At 37.8% G+C, this 24,963-nt stretch carries 23 protein-coding genes; 1 reads left to right on the plus strand and 22 read right to left on the minus strand.

Annotation, left to right across the window (positions count from 1 at the left end):
* Positions 1–162: 162 nt before the first annotated feature.
* The 15 genes from AC4PID_RS01835 to AC4PID_RS01905 form a co-directional block, all read right to left on the minus strand.
* Entirely contained in the window at positions 163–1,059 is an 897-nt protein-coding gene (locus AC4PID_RS01835; protein ID WP_492133885.1) for a response regulator, read from the minus strand.
* 31 nt (positions 1,060–1,090) lie between these two features.
* Positions 1,091–2,371 carry a sensor histidine kinase gene (locus AC4PID_RS01840; protein ID WP_492133886.1) on the minus strand — a complete coding sequence of 427 codons (1,281 nt, stop codon included), beginning with the start codon at positions 2,369–2,371 and terminating at the stop codon, positions 1,091–1,093.
* 235 nt (positions 2,372–2,606) lie between these two features.
* Positions 2,607–3,428 (minus strand): hypothetical protein, encoded by an 822-nt coding sequence (locus tag AC4PID_RS01845; protein ID WP_492133887.1) that lies wholly within the window; start codon positions 3,426–3,428, stop codon positions 2,607–2,609.
* A gap of 595 nt (positions 3,429–4,023) precedes the next feature.
* On the minus strand, positions 4,024–5,214 hold the full coding sequence (locus AC4PID_RS01850; RefSeq protein WP_492133888.1) for a pyridoxal phosphate-dependent aminotransferase: 1,191 nt from the start codon (positions 5,212–5,214) through the stop codon (positions 4,024–4,026).
* A gap of 136 nt (positions 5,215–5,350) precedes the next feature.
* Positions 5,351–5,944, minus strand: coding sequence for a histidine phosphatase family protein (locus AC4PID_RS01855; RefSeq protein WP_492133889.1), 594 nt, complete (start codon positions 5,942–5,944; stop codon positions 5,351–5,353).
* Between the two features lie 95 nt (positions 5,945–6,039).
* Positions 6,040–6,594, minus strand: coding sequence for a nitroreductase family protein (locus AC4PID_RS01860; protein WP_492133890.1), 555 nt, complete (start codon positions 6,592–6,594; stop codon positions 6,040–6,042).
* A gap of 16 nt (positions 6,595–6,610) precedes the next feature.
* A complete protein-coding gene (locus tag AC4PID_RS01865) occupies positions 6,611–7,033 on the minus strand; it encodes a MarR family winged helix-turn-helix transcriptional regulator (RefSeq protein ID WP_492133891.1) in 423 nt (140 codons plus the stop codon).
* Between the two features lie 187 nt (positions 7,034–7,220).
* Positions 7,221–8,426 (minus strand): ABC transporter permease, encoded by a 1,206-nt coding sequence (locus tag AC4PID_RS01870; protein WP_492133892.1) that lies wholly within the window; start codon positions 8,424–8,426, stop codon positions 7,221–7,223.
* Complete coding sequence (locus AC4PID_RS01875; protein WP_492133893.1) at positions 8,419–9,198, minus strand: ABC transporter ATP-binding protein; 780 nt, start codon at positions 9,196–9,198, stop codon at positions 8,419–8,421. Before AC4PID_RS01875 ends, AC4PID_RS01870 begins: the two co-directional genes overlap by 8 nt.
* Positions 9,199–9,477: 279 nt before the next feature.
* Positions 9,478–11,007 (minus strand): alkyl hydroperoxide reductase subunit F, encoded by a 1,530-nt coding sequence (ahpF, locus tag AC4PID_RS01880; RefSeq protein ID WP_492133894.1) that lies wholly within the window; start codon positions 11,005–11,007, stop codon positions 9,478–9,480.
* A gap of 8 nt (positions 11,008–11,015) precedes the next feature.
* Positions 11,016–11,579, minus strand: coding sequence for an alkyl hydroperoxide reductase subunit C (gene ahpC, locus AC4PID_RS01885; protein WP_492133895.1), 564 nt, complete (start codon positions 11,577–11,579; stop codon positions 11,016–11,018).
* 226 nt (positions 11,580–11,805) lie between these two features.
* Positions 11,806–12,891 (minus strand): HD-GYP domain-containing protein, encoded by a 1,086-nt coding sequence (locus AC4PID_RS01890; protein ID WP_492133896.1) that lies wholly within the window; start codon positions 12,889–12,891, stop codon positions 11,806–11,808.
* 163 nt (positions 12,892–13,054) lie between these two features.
* Complete coding sequence (locus AC4PID_RS01895; protein ID WP_492133897.1) at positions 13,055–14,530, minus strand: helicase HerA-like domain-containing protein; 1,476 nt, start codon at positions 14,528–14,530, stop codon at positions 13,055–13,057.
* 80 nt (positions 14,531–14,610) lie between these two features.
* Positions 14,611–15,825: an MFS transporter gene (locus AC4PID_RS01900; RefSeq protein WP_492133898.1), complete on the minus strand. Its 1,215-nt coding sequence runs from the start codon at positions 15,823–15,825 to the stop codon at positions 14,611–14,613.
* A gap of 458 nt (positions 15,826–16,283) precedes the next feature.
* Positions 16,284–17,042, minus strand: a complete 759-nt coding sequence (locus AC4PID_RS01905) for a MerR family transcriptional regulator (protein WP_492133899.1) — start codon at positions 17,040–17,042, stop codon at positions 16,284–16,286.
* Between the two features lie 176 nt (positions 17,043–17,218).
* Between AC4PID_RS01905 and pepF the strand changes: the two genes are divergently transcribed.
* A complete protein-coding gene (gene pepF / locus AC4PID_RS01910) occupies positions 17,219–19,021 on the plus strand; it encodes an oligoendopeptidase F (RefSeq protein ID WP_492133900.1) in 1,803 nt (600 codons plus the stop codon).
* A 147-nt stretch (positions 19,022–19,168) separates the two neighbouring features.
* Here the strand turns inward: pepF and AC4PID_RS01915 are convergent, their stop codons facing one another.
* The 7 genes from AC4PID_RS01915 to AC4PID_RS01945 all read right to left on the minus strand — a co-directional run bounded on the left by AC4PID_RS01915 (position 19,169) and on the right by AC4PID_RS01945 (position 24,962).
* Entirely contained in the window at positions 19,169–19,939 is a 771-nt protein-coding gene (locus tag AC4PID_RS01915; RefSeq protein WP_492133901.1) for a CheR family methyltransferase, read from the minus strand.
* A gap of 105 nt (positions 19,940–20,044) precedes the next feature.
* Complete coding sequence (gene rpsA / locus AC4PID_RS01920) at positions 20,045–21,154, minus strand: 30S ribosomal protein S1 (protein ID WP_492133902.1); 1,110 nt, start codon at positions 21,152–21,154, stop codon at positions 20,045–20,047.
* Positions 21,154–22,014: a 4-hydroxy-3-methylbut-2-enyl diphosphate reductase gene (ispH, locus tag AC4PID_RS01925; RefSeq protein ID WP_492133903.1), complete on the minus strand. Its 861-nt coding sequence runs from the start codon at positions 22,012–22,014 to the stop codon at positions 21,154–21,156. Before ispH ends, rpsA begins: the two co-directional genes overlap by 1 nt.
* A 110-nt stretch (positions 22,015–22,124) precedes the next feature.
* On the minus strand, positions 22,125–22,739 hold the full coding sequence (locus tag AC4PID_RS01930; protein ID WP_492133904.1) for a lysophospholipid acyltransferase family protein: 615 nt from the start codon (positions 22,737–22,739) through the stop codon (positions 22,125–22,127).
* A gap of 18 nt (positions 22,740–22,757) precedes the next feature.
* On the minus strand, positions 22,758–23,408 hold the full coding sequence (cmk, locus tag AC4PID_RS01935) for a (d)CMP kinase (RefSeq protein ID WP_492133905.1): 651 nt from the start codon (positions 23,406–23,408) through the stop codon (positions 22,758–22,760).
* 127 nt (positions 23,409–23,535) lie between these two features.
* Positions 23,536–24,387: a MurR/RpiR family transcriptional regulator gene (locus AC4PID_RS01940; protein ID WP_492133906.1), complete on the minus strand. Its 852-nt coding sequence runs from the start codon at positions 24,385–24,387 to the stop codon at positions 23,536–23,538.
* A gap of 35 nt (positions 24,388–24,422) precedes the next feature.
* On the minus strand, positions 24,423–24,962 hold the full coding sequence (locus AC4PID_RS01945) for a 2-oxoacid:acceptor oxidoreductase family protein (protein ID WP_492133907.1): 540 nt from the start codon (positions 24,960–24,962) through the stop codon (positions 24,423–24,425).
* Between the last annotated feature and the right edge of the window lies 1 nt (position 24,963).

The raw sequence follows: 24,963 nt of genomic DNA on the forward strand, positions 1-24,963 counted from the left end.
GACACTTATTGTTTTACTGTCTAAAGTTTACTATTAAATTCTTATGAAACGATTAAGAAATTCCTAAACACAACTTAAAACCACTTAAAAAACCGCACCAAAGAGACAAACTCTTCGTGCGGTTAACTTTTAAATACTGGTATTTAACTAATATCGTTAGGATCAATTCACTTCCTCTATTAAGCCCATAATAAACTTCTTAATGCTGATTTTCCCGTGTGTTTTACTATTATGCTTTATAAAGTCCATTTCTTTTCGAACTTCTCTTAAGTCGAACAAAATGGAAGCGTACTTTTCAAAAACGTGGTGCTCATAATCTCTTAACCCTAGCTCTGCGATGTTGGAAAGCGCCTGACCTATCGTCCGTCTAATACGCTGCTCAATCGCCTTTTCGCTGACGACCTCGCCTTTTTCCTTCTCATACTTGATGGAAACGTAGTCGTAAAGGTCACTGAGCTTGTGATCCAGACCGAATTGCTTTGCTCTGTTGTCTTGATCGAAAACAAATTCGATCATGTAGAGAATGTCCTTAGTTCCTGCTTCACTAGAGATACCCAGGTGATTCAGTATTTGTCTCGCCGCTTCGAGTTTCGGGTGCTTGGACCCTTCTGATGCTAGTTCATTCGATGGATTAAGCGATTGCATGTTTTGAAATGCCGTTTGAAATGAATCGATGACGCGCTTCATCTTCATTTTTTCATCCACGCGATTGATGACGTTCAATACCTCAATGACGTTAATTGGCTTATTAATAAAAAGTTCTATCCCACTGTTATAAGCCTTTGAAACCATATCCTTGGAATAAACCTCGCTGATCATGATACAGGGGATGTCCGGATAATGATTTTTGATCTCTGTCACGACACTTATACCGTCCTTTTTAGGTAACAAGAGATCCACTAAAACGATATCTGGCTTTAATCGGATGATCTCACTTACCGCTTCTTCGCCCTCGGTCGATTTACCGATTACATCTCCCAGATTGTTGCTGACAATGATCTTGCTTAAAATACTCAGTACACTTCGGTCATCATCGACCAAATAAAAGTTGTAGTTCATATGCCCCCCATATTTCCCAACTGATGTCTGATTAATTATCTTTAGTTTGTGCTTTGCTAACCATCATGCGCGCCATTGGTATGGCAATTCTAAAACATGTTAGGTTATTCTTTTTCGTTCTGACCTCTATCGTCCCTTCGAAATAATCCTCTACTAGGTGTTTCACATGCGTAAGTCCAATCCCCGACGCCATTACACCATTATTCTCATTGAATTTAGTCGAAAAGCCCGGTTCAAATATCAACGGTATGTCCTGTGGATCAATCCCATCGCCATCGTTACAGATCTCAAAAATCATTTGATTTTCTTCTACGAACTGATCGATTGAACATTTGCCTTCGTATTTAAATGCCTCAACCGCATTGGTTACGATGTTGTTGAGAATCGATATAACAGCCAAATAGTCCTCAGTTTTATAATCAAATCCAATCGCTTGAGAAAACTTGACGCTCACCTTACGATTTTGAGCATACTTTCGGTTGGATGTGACGACGATATCGACGATTTCCTTGATATCCATACTATAAATCGGTGAATCCTTGATGCTCTTTTCAAGTCCAGAGATGACCCGAGTATAGTCTTTCTTAATTTCATGGATGTCTTTTGTTACGGATAAAATAGAAGATTTAAGCTCTGAATCGCCCATCTGCTCATAGATTTCAAAGCTGCGCTGCATGGCATCTTCAATGTCTTTTTTAGACTTTCTTAGGAAGAAGAGCTCATTTTTAAGGTTGGACATGAGCAGGATTCTCTCTACAAACACATGGTGGTTTTCTCTTTCTTTTGACTTCTCATAATAATACCGCGTCAAATACACTAACACCGTGGTAATAACCGTCCTTAAAATACCGATCAATATAATCGTAAAAATAATCTCTTCAAAATTGACGCTCTTCCATTCTTGTCGAACGATGACCTCGATGATATTTGGGATACTGTCACAGATCCAGATACTCAGAAAAAGTGCATACGGCGTCTTGACCAAACTCCGAACGTCTAGCATGATGAAGAACACACTGTAAAATATATAAAAGAATAAAATCGGATAATAGACGTTAAAGGCTTGGAACAACGTGCCTTCGCCACTTGCGACATACACGAAACTCCGCACAAAAAACATCAGTAATCCGACCAGATTAATCGCAGATAATGGTTCTATTTCATTAAAGGTAAGCATCAGAATATTAAGCACGACAACAGCAAAAGTTAATCGGAAGCCCGAACCGAAAGGCATCACATAAATTTGTCCCATGAATGTCGTAAATATCGCAATAAGTAACAAATGTTCAATTTTTTGTCTCTTAATGGTCATAATTGTTCTCCAAATCAGTTTATTTACACTTATTTAATATTATCACAAACTGGCTTGACTGAACATAGTGCGGCGTTATCAATTTTATGAATGAATTCGGTATTCGTCACCAAGCACAATAAAGTTTATAGCAATAGAAGACACGCCTATAAATCCGCTCTGGCCGACCGGTCCTCGACTTCGTCTGCGGAGCGTCCGACGCGTTTTTATAGGCGTGTCTTCATCTATTCATAAACTAATTTAATCCCCAAACTCCTGCCCACCAGTTCCATTCCTCAAAATTTGTTGCCTCTATCGCCTCATAAATATCCTCAAACTCAGCTTCATAAGAATAATAATACTTTTTTGAAACAGCATTATTTTCGTCAAAGTATATTACGCCTCTAGCCGTATTCGTAAATAGACTAGCAATACGATCTTCCCATTTCTCTATGCCATTCGTTAATGAAGTAGCTTCAACTGCGGTTCTATAGCCATCATTGGTATAAACTATGACCCAAGCATGATAAGAGCTACTATCAAATGGTGCTTGCCCTATCACAATTTTAGAATCAAATCCCATTTGCTCTAGTGACCATTCCAAATATGCGGCTGACTCACTACAATCAAATACATTTAATACATAAGAAGTTGGTAGCTCAAACCCATATGTTAAATATTCCGATAAGCCTTGAACATTATTGGCGTAGTTATTGTACTTAGTATTATAGTAACCACTCGGAATTTTGCGTGCTTTTTCTTTATTAACTTCTTCTACTAGAGCTTTAATATATGTAATTGCTTCATTTAAGTCATCTTCATAATTTGAAATTTTTAAATTTAATTGCACAATTTCATCTGATTTGCTGATCAAGTTCATCTTTAACTCTCTTATCTGAGTTTCACTTTTAGTCAAATCGTTCGATATTTCAGCAATTTTCTCTTCATTCTGTAAGTTCACATTCACTGAGCTTTTCAGTTCACTATAAGTTTGATAATAAAGTGTAGCTAATATTAGAATTACGAAAAAGAGTATTGCTATGATTACTTTCTCCAAATTTCTCTTAAAAATACCCAAAGTTTTTTCTCCTTTACTATATTTTGTTCTTAATAATATATTATCACAAAGATATACTTTTTTATTGCTCACAAATTTTTTACATATTGCCACAGTTATTTCGATCTACTACACCAAAGAAACCACCCACTACAACCTTCGTCGGACGCTCCGCAGGCATAGCCGAGGACCGGTCGTCCAGAGAAGGTTGTAGTGGGTGGTTTCTATTTCACAGCTCAAATGTTTGTTTGTAATAAAAAAGTCCTACTATTACCTTCGTCAGGCGCTCCGCAGGCAAAGCCGAGGACCGGTCGCCTAGAGAAGGTTGTAGTGGGTGGTTTCTAATTCACAGCTCAAATGCTTATATGTAATAAAAAAGCCCTACTATTAAGTTCGCTTGTGGAGCATCCGACGTGGGTTATAACTTTCTAATGAGGCAATATGATTACTTTGCACATAAGTAAATGATAATACACTCTCTCCGAGCACAATTTTGATCTACTATACCAAAGAAACCACCCACTACAACCTTCGTCGGGCGCTCCGCAGGCAAAGCCGAGAACCGGTCGCCTAGAGAAGGTTGTAGTGGGTGGTTTCTATAGTTGCAGATTAAACATTAAAACAATTTAGCAAAAGCCTCTAATCGCTTCAAGCCTTCAACGATGTTCTCCATACTAGTCGCATAAGACAAACGGATGTAATCATCCACACCAAATGCGATACCTGGGATAACAGCAATGTTTGCTTTGTCGATTAGCACAGCTGCAAGATCAAGCGAATCTTTGATCAACACGCCATCGATGCTCTTTCCTTTGAAATAAGAGATGTCCACCATAACGTAGAAGGCACCCTTAGGTTCAACGCAAGATACATTTGGCATTTCACCGATGGTTTTTACCATGTACTGACGTCTTTCATCAAACGCCACACGCATTTCCTCGATAGTGGTTTGATCGCCGTTTAGCGCTTCAATACCAGCGTATTGAGCAATGGTGTTCGCATTTGAAGTGGCATGTGATTGAACGTTACTCATCACTTTCGTAATCGCTAAAGAACACGCCGTATAGCCAATTCTCCAGCCTGTCATCGCATACGCTTTACTTAAACCGTTGATCACGATGGTTCTTTCATATAAATCTTCGGATAAGCTCGCGATGCTGACATGCGTCTCTCCGTAGATGAGTTTTTCGTAGATTTCATCTGAGATGATGTATAAATCGTGCTTCGCTGCAAACGCACCGATTGCCAAAAGCTCTTCACGAGAATACACAGCACCCGTTGGATTGTTTGGACTGTTGATTAACAATCCCTTAGTTTTATCAGTTACTGCCGCTTCTAGCTGATCAACGGTCACTTTAAACGAGTTTGCCGCACTGCCTTCAACTAAAACTGGAACGCCATCGGACATTTTTGTCAGCTCATAATAACTTACCCAATATGGAGATGGAATGATGATTTCGTCGCCAGGATTACAAATCGCTTGAAGTGCATTGAATAACGAATGCTTTGCTCCTGAAGAGATCACGATTTGATTTGGTTTATATTCAAGATGATTATCACGTTTGAGCTTATCACACACAGCTTGCTTGAGTTCAACTAAGCCAGAAGCTGCTGTATAGCCGTTACCGCCCATTTCGATACGCTTAATTGCAAAGTCTCTGATGTTTTTAGGTGTGTTAAAATCTGGCTCGCCTGCTCCGAAGCTCACAATATTGACACCGCTCTCTTTTAATTGTTTCGCTTTAGCGGTAATCGCTAAGGTCATCGATTCTTCTATCGCTAAATTTTTGCTTGATAATGGTTTCATAAACGCCTCCAAGTCATTTGTTCGCCTTTAGTATAGCAAGTTAACAGGTAAATTGTATAGTTTCTAAAACAACTATTTACATCATTTACTTAGTTATTTTAAGCATTTTTGTTATAAAATTAATTAATTTAATCGTCTACTTTTTCGAAAAACGATCCTCGTGATAAGCATAGTGATGGACTTGAGTATTAGGTGCAACCGTATACTCGCTTAGCTCTTTTAGTGGTTTGCCATCCATGATCAGCTGGAACATCATCAGTGTAACCCCATGTGTTACCACAAGCACATTATGTGGCTCTGATTTTTTCGTCGCGGTAGTCACCTGCTCATTTAAAAAACCATTTACACGTTCATAGACGTCATGATACGTCTCCGCATCTGATAGCCAAAAGTTTTCAGGATGATTGTAAAAGATCTCTAGCTGTTCAGGGAATTGAACTTCGATTTCCTCATGTTTCATGCCTTGCCAAGGACCAAGATTTATTTCGCGGAGTCGCTCATCTGTTTTATAGCCACCGTGATGATCTGAAAGAATTAACTCCATCGTGCGTGAAGCACGCGGACTCGGTGAACTGACACAATGATGAAACCGATGTGGCTTCAAATGCTGTTTAAGTTGCTTTGCACTCTCAACACCATGCTCTGTTAATGGCGAGTCCAACCAACCTTGAAATCTGCGTTCTAAATTCCATTCAGTTTGTCCGTGTCTAACGATATATAAATTCAACATAGCATTTCGCCTCCTTTTTACATTTTAAGTAAGTCTGCCACATCTGTAAATAGAAATTTGACAATTTCTTAACCAAATGCATATGTCTTTTTTAATTATCGAATCCACTCATAAACATCCGTTTTCTTAATCGGCTTCGAGCCTGCCACTTCGATGTTTTCATAACCGAAGCAAACCGCAAATAGCGGTGTGTACCCTTCCTTGATGTTAAGCATTTCTTTTGCTTCATCTAAATGTAAGAAGAATTTGATAAGACCGATCCAAACCGAACCGATCCCGAGGCTGGTTGCCGCTAAAAGCATGTTTTGAATCGCTGCACTGCTGTCCTCTACTGGAGAATAGGCATCGTCCTTAGCAGAGACGATAATCACAGTAGGTGCATTATGAAGTAAGTGATAGCGCTCGCTGGCACCAAATTTTTTAATCCAGTCTACTTCTGATTTTTGCATTTCCGCTTTTGCCATTTGATTCATTTTTTCTATTAAATCGCGATCCTGAACGATGGTATAATAGGCCGATTGTGCGTTATGGCCGCTTGGCGCTTGAATCCCCGCTTCAACAATCGCAATAATTTCTTCATCACTTAACTGCTTTTCTGTAAATCTTCTGACGCTTTTTCTTCTGTACATGTTTTCAATAATCAAGTTCATCCTTATTCCTCCACATTTACTTATTTTCCAATTGATCTGAGAAGTGATGCAATTGCTTCACCAACGCTTCACCTTCATCGTACCCAATTATTTCTGAATAAGCGTGATACAACTTTCGCCATTGCTTTTGTATCTGCTCTTGAATGTCCACACCCTTTTCCGTCAGCTCTAAAATACTGCTCCGTCCAGAGTGTTCTCTTTTTACATACCCTTGCAGCACAAGCTTGTCTACTAATCGAGTAAGTGTAGATTGCGTTACAAATAATTCTTCCGCCAAAGCCTTTGAAGACATGGATTGATTTTCATATAATGCCATCAATAAATATGCATAAGTCGGTGAAAAACCAAGTGGTAAAAAAGCCTCTTCTGCTAACTTTGCAATATTGCGATTGAGACGGCTAGAGGCAAAATACAAGCAACATCGATTTACTTCGTTCATAAACAACTCCTAAACATTTGTATGTACAAGCATATAATATAAAATTTAAGACCACCTGTCAATTCTTTAACCGAAACATAAAAGGCTCTATGATGTAAATAATGTACGTAGAAGGTCTTAGCGCAAGCGCTAACAATCTTCGAAGTATATTGTTTACTTCATAGAGCCAATGTCATACTATCCGATATTATGAAGGAAATACCACACGTTCCTTATGAATCAATTTTCTAGCCACCACTAAAAGTGCAAGTGTAATCACTGCTGAGGTTGCAAATGAAATCATTACCATTCCCCAGTTACCATCACCTAGAAGGATTTGTTTCATATTGACGATGTTGTTGTAGACTGGAATATAATAATTAATGCCACTGATATCACTGCTGCCAAACATATTTAAGAATCCTGTGATCATAACCACCATATAAGCAGGTGTAATGTAAGCACCAGCTTCCTTAACGGAGTTGGCAATCATTGATAAAACCGAAATTATGGTTACATACATCCCTACTAATCCAATCATACAGACAAAGAACATCATCAGTTCATTGCCCCCGAGTGAAAACTGAGACATATCGAATGAACCGCCTGAAGATAGGAAATTCGCACTAAATGGTATTGAGATTACGACGCCTATAAAGGATGAAAGTGTTGAAATTAATGCGACTACAGCTAAACTTAATACCTTTCCCCCTATTATCATTCCTCTATCAACTGGTGTAAGTAACATCGTAGCAATCGTGCCACGTTCTTTTTCGCCAGCAATTGAATCCATCCCGATTCCCATTGCACCTGCAAAGATAAAGATTGAAACCAGCATTGGAATCAGATAAGCAATCCCTCTATCAATTCCTTTATTTTCTTCTGGGATCATGATTTCCGAAGTCGATAAGGAAAATACACTTAAGAAGGACTCGCCACCTAGACGGTCTGCTAATACTTGATTTCGATAAATTTCGAATAAACTGCCCACTTTATAATTTGCTTCAATGCTTACATCACTTTTAGGAGAATATAACCCCTCTACTAGAGGCAGGTTAGTACCATCAAATGCTATTAGCTTTGCTTCAAAATCTGGTTCAAAATATAGATAAAAATCATATACATCATCTCTTAATAAGGTTTCAGCTTCTTCTTTAGAAAAATCAACAGAAGTATAGATCATGGTTGGGTCTGCATCAATTAAGGCGCCTATTTCTGTAGGAACGTTAACTGCTGCTATAGTTGTAACATGAGATTCTATATCATTATTCGTTTTGCTGATCATCATGCCCATGATTGAATAGATCACAGCGATGCTTACCATAGGTAGAATGAAATTCGTGACGATTAATCTTCGGTCGGTAAAGACGCGACGAAGCTCTTTTTTCATAATTATAATCAATGATTTAAACATGCATCTGCCCTCCTGATGTTTCATAAAGGTTAAAGAAGGCATCGTCTAAATTGCCTTTCCCTGTTAACTTATAGATTTCATCAAGTGTTCCCATCGCTTTTATTTCACCATCCATAATGACCGCAATCCTATCGCAGAGTTTTTCAGCAACATGCATCATATGCGTTGAGATGATAATGGTCTTCCCTTGTGACTTTAAGATCTTCAAATACTCGGTTACAGCTCTTGCTGTGATAATATCTAGACCGTTGGTTGGTTCGTCAAAGATAACAACCTGCGGATCATGAATTAAACTGACGACGATAGAAAGCTTTTGCTTCATCCCTGTAGATAGATCGTTAATCTTAGTAAATCTAAAAGGTGTAACGCCAAAATAGTCGAAAAGATGGTTCATTCTTTCTTCAATGACGGCTTCGTCAAGTCCATGTAATCGACCGAAAAATCTCACTGTATAATCTGGTGTAAAGTGTGTGTCTAATTTTAACTCATTGGTTAAGAAGGCGAGTTCTCTTCTAACCTGTTCTCCTTCAGTTGCGCCATCAAATCCATTGACAGAGATGGTTCCCTCTGTTGGATTGATCAAAGTTGCAAGACATCGCATTGTCGTTGTTTTACCCGCACCGTTTGGACCAAGTAAGCCAAAGATTTCATTGTCATTGACGATAAAATCGATCCCCTTAACGGCATACTTTTGCTTTTCTTTGCTTTTGTTTTCTGTCATTTGCTTTTTAGAAAGTTTAAATGACTTCTTAAGCCCCTTGACATGAATCATATAATGCTCCTTTACATTTCTATTCTATAATGGTTATAATAACAACTAAACTATAACTACATTATATGAAATCTGTCTTTCTAAAACATTATAATTTCATTAAAATATGCTGGAAATTAATTAAAACGAAAAAAACTCTATGAGGATAATATTTTTCTCTTAGAGTTTTTTAATAGGTTATAATCGTTATTTTATTATTTCTGTTATCTCTGTTATTTCTGCAATGTTAATTATTTCAGTTATTATGATATTTTAGATACTATAGTTTATTCAACTGATTTAATTTCTTATTAGATAATCAAATGCACTGAGTGCAGCTGTTGCACCATTTCCCATCGCTATGATGATTTGTTTAAAAGGTGCTGTCGTACAGTCGCCCGCGGCAAATACACCCTCTAAGCTGGTTGCGCCTTTGTCGTCAACTATAATCTCGCCTATTCTATTGCGCTCTACCGTATCACCTAGCCACTCTGTACTTGGAACTAGTCCAATTTGTACGAAAACGCCTTGCAAGTCAATTTGCTCCTCAGAACCAGATGCTCTGTGAATGATTTGAATGCCTTCAACCTTACCATTGCCTACAATTGCTTTCGTCTGAACGTTTTTAATCACCTTTACATTTGGTAAGCTGTATAAGCGTTCTTGTAAAACAGCGTCCGCCTTAAGTTCAGGTAAAAATTCTAAAACCGTCACCTGACTGACGACGCCAGCTAGATCTATTGCTGCCTCTATTCCAGAGTTGCCACCGCCGATGACTGCCACATGTTTCCCTTTAAACAAAGGACCATCACAGTGTGGGCAATAGGCAACGCCTTTATTTTTAAATTCTTTTTCACCAGGAACGCCCAGTTCACGCCATTTAGCACCGGTCGCAATGATCACAGCCTTACTCTTTAGAGTCGCACCATTTTCTAGTGTCACTTCTATAAGCTCCGATTTTTTTAGGCTGCTCACTCTTTGTTGATTCATGATGTCTACATTATAGTGTTTTACGTGTTCTTCTAAACTTGAAGCAATCTTTGGCCCTTCTGTATAAAGCGTCCCGATAAAGTTTTCAATACCCATCGTATCGAGTACCTGACCACCAAAACGCTCTGCCACAACGCCAGTACGAATGCCTTTTCTTGCCGCATATATGGCTGCACTTGCACCAGCAGACCCGCCGCCTACGACGAGAACATCAAACGGTTCTTTGTTTTCAAAGTGACTTGCTGAAACCGTTTCACCGAGCTTGTTTAAAATTTCCTCTAGAGTCAATCTACCGCCGCCAAAGAACTCACCCTGTAAGTATATTGCTGGTACGCCCATGATTTCTTTCGATTCAACTTCTTCCGAAAAGACTGCACCATCAATCATCGTATGTGATATGAGCGGGTTAATCACACTCATCAAGTTTAAAGCTTGTACCACTTCAGGGCAGTTGTGACAGCTTAGGCTGACATAGGTTTCGAATTTTAGCTCTCTGTCAATTGCTCTTACACGATCAATTAAGGATGCATCCACTTTAGGCGGTCTACCGCTGGATTGAAGTAAAGCAAGCACAAGAGAGGTAAATTCATGTCCTAATGGAACACCTGCGAAAGAAATGCCCGTCGGTCCATCTGCTCTATGGATAGAAAAACTAGGCGTTCTATCTAGAACCCCTGCTTCGATTTTGATCCGATCAGTCAATTCTGTGAGCTCATCAAGCATTTGTTTCATATCCAAAGAGGCTTGATCCTCACCTATACTAAAGCTTATGGAGAGATCGCTCTCCATAAGCTTTAAATAATTGGCTAACTCTTGTTTGAGTGCATCATCAAACATCATAATTCCACCTATATTTTTCCAACTAAATCAAGACCTGGCTTTAAAGTTTCTTTGCCTGCTTGCCATTTAGCTGGACAAACTTCATTTGGGTTATTTCTAACGTATTGAGCTGCTTTGATTTTATTAATCAAAATACTTGCATCTCTACCGATACCACCTGCATTGATTTCTACTGCTTGAACGATACCATCTGGATCAATAATGAAAGTCCCACGATCTGCTAAACCTGAATTTTCATCCAATACATCAAAGTTTCTAGAAAGTACGTGTGCTGGGTCACCGATCATTGTGTATTTGATTTTGCCGATAGCGTCTGAGCTATCATGCCATGCTTTATGTGTGAAATGCGTATCTGTGGAAACTGAATATACTTCTACGCCTAATGCTTTTAACTCATCGTATTGATTTTGTAAATCTTCTAGCTCAGTTGGACAAACAAATGTAAAGTCTGCTGGATAAAAGCAAACAATGCTCCATTGTCCTTTTAAATTTTCCTGTGTTACCGTTACAAAAGTTTCATTTACATATGCTTGTGCACTAAATTCTAATATTTCTTTACCTATCAAAGACATGTTATTCCTCCATATTTGTAATCATTACAACTTGATAGTTGCTATCATTAATTATCTACATTTAAGAGAATTTGTCAAGGACACATTTTTGTTTCTATGATTTTATCTTCAGTATAATTGTGACTTAGTTAAACTCCTTGCTACTAAATAATAAGAACCTTTTACATAAAATATAAGAACCGATTACATAAAAAACAAAAACCGATATCCAACACATGGATACCGGTTAAAAAGTTTCTGTTATATACCATTTTGTATTTAAAGATAAGTCCAAATCAAAGTAAAGTCGTTTATAATCATTGTCCTTAGGTAGAAAAACTCTAACGATAGGACTTTCAGGATAAAGCTTATTTTGATAGAGTACGATGCCTCTATGCCCTGAATTGAGAATGATCCCAGTACCTGTAGGATAGATGTTAATGTGCTTGGCAAATGTCTCCATGATATGCGTATCAAAGTGTTTGTCGCCAAGATGTGTAATCTCTCGAAAAACCTTATCTGGTGCAGATCGTCTTTGGTAGACGCGATCATTAGACATAGCATCGTAGACGTCTGCTACAGAAACTATGCGCGCAAATAAAGGTATCTTAGTATTTCTAAGACCCATTGTATATCCTGTCCCGTCAAATTTTTCATGGTGATACAGCGCAATTTGAGCGGATTCATCCGGGATATCTGTTTGAATTAATATATCATAGCCATACTCTGTATGGCGTTTAACTTCTCTGAACTCTTCACTCGTTAGTTTTGCAGGCTTCTTCAAGATTTCTTCTGGAATCATGATCTTGCCGATATCATGCAAAATAGCTCCCATTCCCAAATGCTTAAGCTGCTCTGGACTCAAATCTAGATCAATGCCTATGATTAACGCAAGAACACCAACATTCACAGAATGCTGGTAAGTATAATCATCTACGGATCTTAATTGAGACAGCGCGAAAACAAAATCCTTTTTATCCAACAATTGTTCAATCATGTCCTGCACAAGGTCGCTGATTTTTTGGATATCAGTATTGGTCACACTTTTGAACTTCATCATGGTTTTCTTGATTTGGTTCTGAGCGTGTGTGCGGGTTTTTTCATGGATCACATCTTGGATATTCAAGGACCTACGAATGGTATTTACCGTTTCTGGTGTCATTCTGCCGAATTCGTCGACATAAATCTCACTGACACCGGCATCGATAAATCGAGGAATATATTGTTCCCGAAAGATACTTCCTTTCTTGATGAGAAGTACCCCGTCTGAACCATATACATCTTGAGCGATGATAGAGCCGGGCATTACCCCACCTATGAACTGTTTTTGCATTTCCCCACCATATAGTATATTTTTGGCTTACGTAATATATTTCGACACTATATATGCTTTACTTTATGCTAATTTATGAAAAAATGCAACTTTTTTTATATAATTATTATGAAAACCTTAATTTTTTTTAATTTTTAAAATAAAAATGTCTCAAAATAAGGAATTATAGCTTTTTCAAAGTGCCCAGTAGTCCCCTTGCCAAACTTCTTCCAGCTGAACTTCCTAATGATGATATAAACGATTTTGCGACTTTTTCAAAGATAGAATCTGGCTTTCTACCTCTTTTTTTAGGAGCTGTATTCGCCGCTACTTTCTTTTGCTGTTTGTTCTGATTTTCATTATTTGAATTCTCTTCTTCTGGCTTTTCTAATAGCGGATTTTTATCTTGTAATCGCTCATATGCAGATTCTCGATCGAAGGCATTTAGATACTTTTCTTTCAGTGGCGCCACTGAGAAATAGTCGATCCCCTCTTGGTGCCCAAAGGCACTTTGAGGCGCTAGTATATAAGCTCTTTCTGTAACACTCGGCGTCCCCTTTTCATCTAAACAAGAAACTAAGGCTTCACCGACACCTAAAGATAAAAGCGCTTCCTCTATGTTGAGATTTGGGTTAACTCTAAAGGTCTGTGCAGCCAGTTTTAATTGTTTTATTTCTTTAGCTGTATAGGCTCTAAGAGCATGCTGAATTCTATTCCCAAGCTGTCCAAGCACTGAGTCAGGTAAATCCGTTGGCGATTGCGTAACAAAATAGATCCCTACCCCTTTTGAACGTATTAGACGAATCACTTGCTCTATTTGGTTGAGTAAAATACCAGGAATCTTATTAAAGATTAAATGTGCTTCATCAAAGAAAAACACAATTTTAGGGACATCCAAATCGCCTTCCTCTGGCAGTGTCTCATATATTTCAGATAAAAGCCAAAGTAAAAAGGTGGAATAGAGCAACGGATTGCTAATCAATTGTGTTGCATCCAGTCGGTTAATGATCCCTTTGCCTGATTTGATTTTCATAAAGTCTTCGATTTCAAGGGCTGGCTCTCCAAAGAAGGCATCGACCCCCATTTGTTCGAAGGTATTGAGTTGTCTTATTATGGCACCAAGAGAAGCTTTGTTTAATCCGCCATAGCTTTCTGAGAAGTTTGTGCTGTTATTATACGCAAACTCAACTAATGCTTTTAAATCCTTAAAGTCTAAAAGCAAAAGTCCTTCATCATCGGCAAATTTGAATAAGGTATGTAGAATACTGGTCTGGGTTTCATTTAACCCGAGTAAACGCGCCAATAGCATCGGTCCCATATCAGAAATAGTCGTCCTTACTGGCAAACCCGTCTTGCCAAACAAATCCCAATATTGCGTTGGAAATGCGTCAAAATCAGGTGTGGGCTCTTCTATGAGTTTTAATCGTTCAGCTAACTTATCTGAGTTTTGACCACTGCATTCAAACCCATTTAAATCGCCTTTTACATCTACTAAAAATGTCGGTACTCCTAATAAGCTCAACTGTTCAATAAATAATTTCATTGTTATGGTTTTTCCAGTTCCAGTTGCACCAGCAATGAGCCCATGACGGTTAATCATTGATGGAACCGGTCCAAAAGCTTCTTTGTTTAATACTTTCGCTATTCTCAGTTGATTCATACGCCCTCCTAATAAAAATAGTTATAGCGCAATTGCATGCGCTATAATATGGTTATTTTTCAGTTCAAGTAATACTAATGTTAAAGCGTTTGCTCGTACTTCCATCCATCCTTAAAATCTACTTTTATTGCCACATAAAGGTTAATCAGTGATAAGCCAGCAGCTAAGAAAAAGATGTACTGTGGTCCCCAAACCGTCCATACGATACCACCCAAATAAGCGCAAATTATCGAGACAAAGTGATCCATACTCTGCCCCAGTGTCAACGTTGGTGTGACATCCGTTGGCTTAACCGCAATTTTTCTAAGGTACACAGTTCGAATAATTCCCATTTGCGTGGACATTTTATCAAAAATAAAAATAATATATGCGAATAGTACACCATATCCAACTGTACTAACATTCCCGTTTACATAGCCCATACTTAAAAACCCATAGATTAAATATACCCCGATAAAGGATATCGCATCAAGATACAGCATGTTTTTAACACCAAATTTGTCCAGCCATCTACCGATTGCAGGTATAAAAAAGATACCTATGAAAGAACCGATAACCGTTAGAATTGAGATGGTGTCTGCTTTTTTTCCAAGAAGATCGATGATTACCCAAGGGCCATATACCATCATAATCTGCTTTTGAACACCAAATAAGATTACTAGAGTATAGTAATAGCGATATTCGGCTCTAAAAACGAAACCTTTAACTGCTGTATGTGGTTTTGATTCTCTAACTTTTCTGTCCAGCATCCCAAGTAAAAAGAAAACGCCAAGGAACAGAACTGCTGCAATTAGAAATGGCGATTTCATGTTGGTTTCAAAGCTCATAAAGCCCATCTTAAACCCTGCAAATACAAACAGGGATGCAATCATCTGTACGCCAGTAAAGAACCCTTTAAATTGGCCAAGACGTTTTCCCATATTGTCTTTTTCAGCAAGTTCAAGGCCTATGCTATCTTGTAATGGAAAGAACAAATGCATACCAAGCGAGTTAATAAAGATAAATATAATCATTACATTAAACGTTGGTGTATAAAGCCCAAGTGCCAATATCCCCACAACACTTAGTAGCTGCGCCAACATGGAAATCCGAATATCACTTAAAAAGGATAAACCCGCAATGACAAACACGCTAATCAGTCCAGGTAGTTCCCTAGGAAACTCAAGAAATCCCCTTTGATATGCGGTTACATTATAGGCATCTTTAAAAAAGTTAGAAATAACATTATTCGTCATTCCCAGACCAAATGCAGTCAATGCAATAATGGCAAAATAAATTTTAATCTCTTTTTTCATGTCCCCTCCATAACTGTCTTTCAATTACTTATTTTACCACATGTATTTCGATATACAAAATAAAATGATAGTTTATGGTGGCATCCTTTTGACATATGAGTGTCCTGCCAACTATAACCCTCTCCAGAAGGCCGGTCCTCGGATTCCCTGCGGAGCTTCCTACGAAGGTTATAGTTGGCAGGGCACCTAATATACTGTAACAGGTTGAGCACCTTTTGTGTCGATAAGAGTAGAGACGAAATAAGAAAAGAGTTGCCTAAGGCAACTCTTAACTTACTTTCAATCACTTATTCTTAAATCACTTAATCCTTTCACTCCAAACGACACCTAGATAAAGTGATAGACTTTTACGGATTGGAATAATAACTCTCGGAGGAGGCTCCGCAGGCCACCCAAAGGGTGACCGAGGACCTGCCCTCCGGAGAGAGTTATTATTCCAATCCGATTTTAGCTATTCTTTACACCCCAGTGTAGTTATGCAATGCCTCGCAGAAAAATTCCGCTGCACCAACTCTGTGTTGATCGTAGTAATGCTTGAATCTTTCATCTGCCACATACATATCGCCAAGTCCAGCGTGCGCCTCTTTTGAATACGTTTCCCAGTAGATGCAAAGCCATTCTTTGTGCTTCTCACAAGCTGCCATAGCAGTTTCACCCTTAGGATTGCCTTCATCCATCGCTTTGAGGATCAGTTCTATAATCTCTGATGCCAATTGATTCGCATGCTCATAGGTCGCTTCGCTCATGTTGGCAAATTTCGCATTCGATTTAGCAACGGTATCTTCACCGTATTTTTCTCTAATTTCTTTTCCATATTTTTTTTCATTATCTTCTAAAAGCTGTTTCTTTAAGCCTTCAAATTTTTCTTTATCAGACATCGTTCGTCTCCCTTCTACTTCTTCAATCGTCTTTTGGACATTATTAATGAGCAGATCCAAATGTGCACGTTTGGACAAAAGTTCATCATAATGTGATTTTAACGTTTTGACTTCATCGTACTGATCAGAGTTCAATATGAGTTTTATGTCATCAAGGCTTACATCCAAAGCTCTAAAAAACAAGATTTGCTGCAGCTTATTGACTTCATTTCGGCCATAAATTCGATAACCTGATGTATTGATTCTCGCCGGCTTGAGTAAATCAATCTCATCATAGTATCTCAAAGTTCGCGTCGTTACTCCTGAAATTGCGGCCAATTTATTCACTGTATATTCCATATCTGTCCTCCTTGATGCTATCATATACCCTTACGCTACGTTAAGGTCAAGAGTAATTTGAAAATTTTTTTACGGAAGTCATAAAAATTAATTTATACAACTTTATAAATCCTTATCCCTTATGAACATATCTATGATAAAATATTAGGGAGTCGAAATAAAAACTGGAGGTATCTATGGCATCAAAAAGATTATTAAGATCAGAAGTTCCTGCACATATGACATGGGATCTAACTCCCTTATTTGAATCAAGAGAAGCTTGGCTTAAAGCCTTAAATGAGACAGAAACTCTTTTTGAAGAAGTTTCAAAGTTCAAGGGTCGTTTAACAGAAAATGGCGAAACGACATATGCCTGTTTAAGTGCTTTTGAAAAAGCTTATCAAAATGCAGTAAAAATTGGCACCTATGCTAACTTAAAACAATCTGAAGATGCAACTGATCCTCAGAATCAAGAAGACAGCATGAAATATGGTGCATTTGCAACTAAAACGGCTTCATCCGTTTCTTTTATGTCTTCTGAAATAACAGCACTTGAGAAAAATGAGTATGACCAACTTTTCAACGACGCACCTAAGCTTGGTGAATTTAAAAACTATTTGGATGATGTTTATTCCGTTAAAGCACACATGCTTTCACCAGAAACAGAACTTGCTCTCTCGTCTTTAGGAGAAGTGTCTAATGCACCTTATCGAATCTATAATACCAGCAAAGCTGCAGACATGTCTTTTGAAGATTTCGAAGCAAACGGAGAAAAGCTTCCAAACTCATTTGGTTTATATGAAACAAAATATGAGTTTTCAACCGATACTGAAGTAAGACGTATGGCTTATGATTCGTTTACGAAATCATTAAAGGCTTATAACAACACCTTTGCATCGGTCTATGCAACTGAAGTTAAAAAACAAGTTGCCATGAGTCGTTTGAGAGGATACGGTTCAGTTACTGAAATGCTACTAGAACCACAAAAAGTAACGCCTGAAATGTACAACAAGCAAATCGATACCATCTATATCAAACTTGCACCACACATGCGTAAACTCGCTCAGATTAGAAAAGAACAACTTGGTCTCGATGAAATCAGATTTTGCGATCTAAAAGCACCACTTGACGCGAGCTTTAATCCACCAGCTAATATCGAGAGTATTAAAAATGTGATTATCGATGCACTTGCAATCCTTGGTGATGATTATAAACACAGTATGGAACGTGCATTTGATGAACGCTGGATTGACTATGCTGATAATGTCGGCAAATCGACAGGAGCCTTTTGTGCCTCGCCATATGGTGTTCACTCTTATATCCTAATCAGCTATCAAGAATCTATGCGCTCTGCATTTACACTTGCTCATGAGCTTGGACATGCTGGACATTTTACACTTGCAAATAAAACTCAAAGAATTTTCGATACGCGTCCATCTATCTATTTCATTGAAGCACCTTCTACTATGAACGAAATTCTACTTGCAAATCATTTAATGAAAACCGATGATTCGCCAGAAATGAAGCGTTGGGTCATCCTTCAAATGATGGGCACTTACTATCATAATTTCGTTACACATTTACTTGAAGCGGAATTCCAAAGACGTGTCTACGCACAGGCTGAAAGCGGCGGACCACTTACGGCTAAATGGTTTAACGAAACCAAACTCGATGTGATTAAAACCTTCTGGGGCGATACAGTCGTCATCGATGATGCGGCTGGTATGACTTGGATGAGACAGCCACATTACTATATGGGCTTATATCCTTACACCTATTCAGCAGGGTTAACGATTTCTACAGCGGTTTCAAAGCAAATCATGTCTGAAGGACAACCCGCAGTAGACAGATGGTTATCTGTTTTGGCTGCAGGCGGAACAAAACGTCCACTGGATCTCGCCCTCATGGCTGGCATTGACATGTCAACTACTGCACCTGTCGAATCAGCTGTCGCTTATGTTGGGGAGTTAATCGACGAACTAGAGAGACTTTATCAATAAATAAAAATTTTCAGGCATTAAGCCTTTAGATTTTCCACAAGCGAGATCACTGTTAAATAAAGAAGGACTCTACCTATCGACTAGGTTAGAGTCCTTTTCTGATTTTAGATATAACAAGGAAAACTTGATAACTTTAAGTGTTATTATTTACTTCTTATAATAGAAGAACGTCTTATTTGATTCAAAATTATATCTTTGTGGTTGAATAATTTGCTCTGTGCTACCGACAAAGAAATAACTGTCTGGAGATAATGAGCCGTAGAATTTCTTATACATCTCATCTTTTGCTTCCTCTGTGAAATAAATCATAACATTTCGGCAAACAATCAAATCAAATCCCTTTGGATATTCATCTAAAAGTAAATTCATTTTCTTAAATTCAACACATGCTTTGATTTCATCTTTGATTTTAAAACTTTTGCCTATTGGTTCAAAGTATTTCTTTACATAAGCTTCAGGTACATTTTTGATACTTTTATCACTGTAAACGCCAACTTTAGCTTTGTTGAGTGCTTCAGTATCGAAATCTACTGCTAAAATCTTGATGTCCTTTAATGGTAAAAACTCGCTTAAGCACATGACTAATGAATAAGGCTCTTCACCCGTTGAACAAGCAGCCGACCAAATTTTTGGATGCTTTGTCTTTTTTAGTAATGTTGGAAATATATCTTCTCTTAGAACATCCCATTGAGTAGGATTACGATAAAACTCGGATACGTTAATAGTCAAATAATTGATAAATTCATCAAATGCATCTTTGTTTGTATCGATTAATTTGAAATAAGCTTCAAAATCCTTTAAGCCATGACGCGTAATCAAAGATTCTATACGGCGCTTCATTTGTCTTTCTTTGTATAATGAAAGATCTAACTTAGTCTTACTGAATACTCTTTCTTTAAACTTTTCATAGCCTTCCATAAAAACCCCCATAGTGTGATTCAACTCTAAAAAGTATATACCCAATTTTAGGTTTTAAAAAAGCCGATTATTCATCGGCTTTTAAAATTCTTTTCTTTATTAATCTTATTCAGCGTCTACTGCTTCAGTTACTTCTTCTTCAGTTGGCTCATTAACAGCTTTCATAGAAAGTTTAACTTTCTTTTCTTCTGCAACGTACTCAAGAATTTTTACTTCAACTGTTTGGTTCACTTTTAACACATCAGCAGGTTTTTCAACATGCTCTTTAGCGATGTGTGATACGTGAACTAAACCTTCGATGCCTGGTTCAAGCTCAACAAACGCACCAAAATCAGTTAAGTTAACCACTTTACCTTCGTAAACGCCACCAACTTCATATCTGTCAGCGAAAGTTTCCCATGGTTCTGGTGTTAATTGTTTGATTGAAAGTGAAATTTTGTTTTCGTCTTTGTTTGCGTCAATCACTTTAACTTCAACTGTTTGACCAACTCTTACGAATTCGTTAACTGGTTTAATTCTTCCCCAGCTCATTTCAGTAACGTGAACTAAACCGTCCATACCACCGATATCAACGAATGCGCCGAAGTTTGTAATACGTTTAACTTCGCCTTTTACAACTTGACCAACTTCAATAGTCGACCAGAATGCTTCTCTAGCAGCTTGTTTTTCAAGAACTGCAAATTCTTTATGAGAGAAGACTGCTCTTTTCTTTTGTTTGTTAATTTCGATTACTTTAACTTTTAACTCTTGACCAATATATGGTTTTAAGTTTTTAACAAATCTGTCAGAAAGTTGTGAAGCTGGAACAAAACCTCTGATTTCTTTGTAGAAAGCAATTAATCCGCCGTTAACAGATTCAGTTACTCTTACAAGAATTGGTTGGTCTTTTTCGTGAATTGCTTCTAATTCTTCCCAATCTTTGTCTACGTTTACTTTTCTTAATGAAAGTAAAACGTTTCCTTCACCATTATCATGGTTGACGATATAAACATCTAGTTCATCGCCTTCTTTGAAATTAGCTTTCAAATCGAAGTTAGCATCTGCTGACACTTCATTTCTTGGGATTACGCCGTCAGATTTATAGCCAATGTTAACTATGATAACATCAGCATTAACTTGAATTATGCTTCCTTTAACAATTGACCCTTTTCTTGGAATTTTCAATGATTCTTCGATTTGCTCCATCATTTCAGCCATTGAATTGTGATTATCCATTAAAAAAATACCTCGCCTTCGTTTTCTATTTTAAGAATGACCGACTGGATTATCCAATCAGGCGTAGACGCTCCGGCTGTAATACCAATGCTTCGTGTACCTTTCAACGCTTCGCCGTTTAAATCATCCTTAGTTTCAATATGAATTGTTTTGGTTTGCAAAGCACATAGCTCAGCTAATTTAATCGTGTTTGAACTGTGCTTACCACCTACGACGATCATAAGATCAACTTCGGAGGCAAGTGCTATCACTGCCTGTTGTCTTTGCTCTGTAGCGAGACAAATGGTGTTAATAATGACACAGTCCTCAAGTTTTGCTTCAAGTTGTTCGCTGATTGCCTTCCATAAATTAATATTGAAGGTTGTTTGAGCGACAACACATGTAGGACGCTGATCGGACGGAATTAGTTCCACGTCTTCGATCGTTTTAATGATTTTAGCTTGATTATCACACCAACCATTAATGCCAATAACCTCGGGATGTTTCGAATCGCCTACAATGATTATATTATACCCTTTAGATGCATAAGTTGAAACTGTATTTTGAATTTTTTTTACATAAGGACAAGTGGCATCTTTAAGCTTAATGCCCTTTAATTCAGCTTCTTCATATACACTTTTAGGCGCTCCATGAGATCGAATCACCACTAAAGCACCATCTATTTCATTATCGCCTAAATCGGCTATTTTATCAATGATTAAAACACCTTTTTCATGATAATAATCCGTTACCTGCTGATTGTGAATAATAGGTCCAAGCGTATAAACCTTGCTTTTTTCTTCGATGAGATTTTCTAAGAGACTTACTGCTCTTTTGACGCCATAGCAGTAACCAGAATGCTCTGCAACTCGTATTTTCATATAAACCTCGTCATTATAACATAATAAATAGCCTGTGTCTACCAAGGAACGATGAACATTTCCTTAGAATTTCATTATACTGATATAGCCTTTGGAGCATTATACTAAATTTACTTCTTAGGTGCATTTTCTGGTCTGTAATACTTCAAATCAGAGTAAATTTTATCCAGTATCGATTTTGAAATGACCTCAAACTCGTCTGAAGTTAACTTCTGATCATAATACTGGGACAAATCTATCGGTTCATGAAAAACAACTCTTAAGGGTTTTCTAAACTTATAAAATGAATCAATAGTAATGGCCAAAACAGGTGTTTTTGTTTTAATCGCTAACATTGACATTCCAGCCTTAACTTCAAGTGGTTCATAACCTTTGTTACGAGTTCCCTCTGGAAATAAACCAAGACTCTCTCCATTTTTAAGAATCCCAAGTGCTGTTTTAATTGCCTTAAGATCGTTTGCATCCCTATCTACCGGGAATACGCCAATTTTAGTTAAAAACGCTGCGACAATTCGATGTTTAAATAGCTCTTTTTTAGCCATAAATCTAGTACTGATCGGCAAAAGTCCTCCAATTACAAATGGATCTTGTAGATTGAGGTGATTGCCACACACCACATAGTTTTGTGACCAATCAATCTGATCAAAGCCTTCAATCTCAAATTTAAAGAAGAGCTTATAATAAAGATAAGCACCTTTTCTACAAATCTTATATAATAAATTCATTTTACCTCCCTAAGACGCTTAGATCTTAACCGCCTTCAAGATTTCTTCTATTACTTCTTCAATTGTCATATGCGTTGTATCAATTTCTATAGCATCTTCTGCTTTTTTAAGCGGCGACACTTCTCTACTCGAATCAAAGGTATCTCGTCTTATAATATCTGCAACAATTTCATCTAGATCACCGGTAAAACCTTTTGCTGTAAGCTCAGCTAGTCTTCTTCTCGCACGTTCACGAGGATCGGCAACTAAAAAGAATTTATACTGCGCATTGGGTAAAACCGTCGTACCAATGTCTCTACCATCCATGATAACAGACTGTCCCTGCGCAATCGCCTGTTGTCTTTTCACCATTTCTGCCCTTACGTAAGCATCCGCAGAAACCAATGAAACGTTTAAAGTGACATTCTGCGTTCTGATCGCTTCAGAAACATCAACACTATCCACTGCTATGCGGTTATGATTAAACTGAATGGTCATGTGATCGACCACTTCCTTTAATGCGGATGCATCCTGCAAATCTATTTTAGATTCTAAGGCTTTATAGGTAACTGCGCGATACATCGCTCCAGTATCTAAATAAGTTATGTTTAACTTCTCTGCTATTTGCTTTGCTACAGTACTCTTTCCAGAACCTGCAGGTCCATCAACTGCTATTTGTAAATAAGTCATTTTATCACCTTGTAATGCGTCAAAATTAAAATACTATATCTTATGCAGATATAGCTCTCCTCCTAAATTATAGCCTAATTTGTGTCTATTTACAAATGAAAAAGGCATGATTGCTCATGCCTCGTAATTATTTCAAGCCATATACACCATAATCCCCCCAGATACGCTCCAGTTTTTCAAGGTTTTTCTCAACGCCCTCTTTTTTAAGACTCAGTCCAATAATCAAAGCATTGATCAAACTCATTGGTGCAACAAAGGAATCGATAAAGGTGTTCATGTTATACTTTGCAGTTAAACAATACTTCACCTTCTCAAAGAGTGGTGAATTTAGTCCATCCGTTATTCCTAAGATGGTCGTCTCGTTCTTGATTGCATAATCAACACAGTCGTACGTCCTCTTTGAATATCTTGGGAAGGATAATACAATCATTGCATCGTCTTTTGACATATTGAGTAATTGATCGTAAACATCTTGTGCCGTCTCATGAATAACGTGAATTTCCGGTAAGATGAAATTGAGATAAAAACCCAAATAGTTGGCTAAGACTGAAGAACTACGTAACCCTAAAATATAAACCTTCTTTGCCTTAATGATCTCATCGATGAAATTACTTAAAACTTCAGGATCGAACTGATCGATGGTCTGTCTGATATTGTCGATATCACTTAACATAATCTTTGTAAGATACTCAGACTCTGTATGATCTTTTGACATTTCAAAACGTTGAACCGTGGTCAACTTGGTTTTAATGGTTTCTTGTAATTCCTTTTGTAATTCAGGATAGCCGTCATATCCAATCGACCCTGCAAACCTTACAACTGTAGACTCGCTGATATCGACGTTTTTCCCTAGTGCTGAAGCGGTCATAAAGGCGACCTTATCGTAGTTAGACAAAATATAATCTGCTATTTTCTTATGACTTTTACTTAAGGTAAGATACTGTTGCCTAATGCGACTTAATAAATCCGATTGACTCATATGAACACCTCAACTTTTTGTTATTGATGTTTGTATCACACTTGTTTAGCCAACTCATAACCTTTTTCAAGTGCTAATCGGTTTAGATCTTCAGTGCCTTTAGGAATGCGCGCCATAATTGCTAATTCTAAGCTTTCTCTAGACACGATTCCAGTAAGTCCAACGATTAGTCCAAGTGCTACGATGTTTGCTACGATCTCTTTACCAACTTCGTTAATAGCCGTTTTAATTATCGGCACCTTGTAGACATTCTTTGCGGTAACGCCTGCAGGCAGTGTAATACTATCATCTATTATTATTGTACCATCTTCTGTGATATCTTTGATATATTTATCGCTCGCAATTTGTGTTAAAGCTAAAGTCATGTTCGGTAAAGTAACTTTTGGGAAGTCAATACTTGTTTCACTGATGATTACTTCTGCTTTACTTGCCCCACCTCTTGCTTCTGGTCCATAACTTTGCGTTTGAATTGCATTTTTATTATCTTTAAGAGCAGCTTCTGCTAAGATGATCCCAGCTGTTATAAGGCCTTGACCACCTGAACCTGATAATCTTAATTCCAATTGTTTGCTCATC

The sequence above is a fragment of the Fusibacter sp. QWL-12 genome (assembly GCF_058683495.1).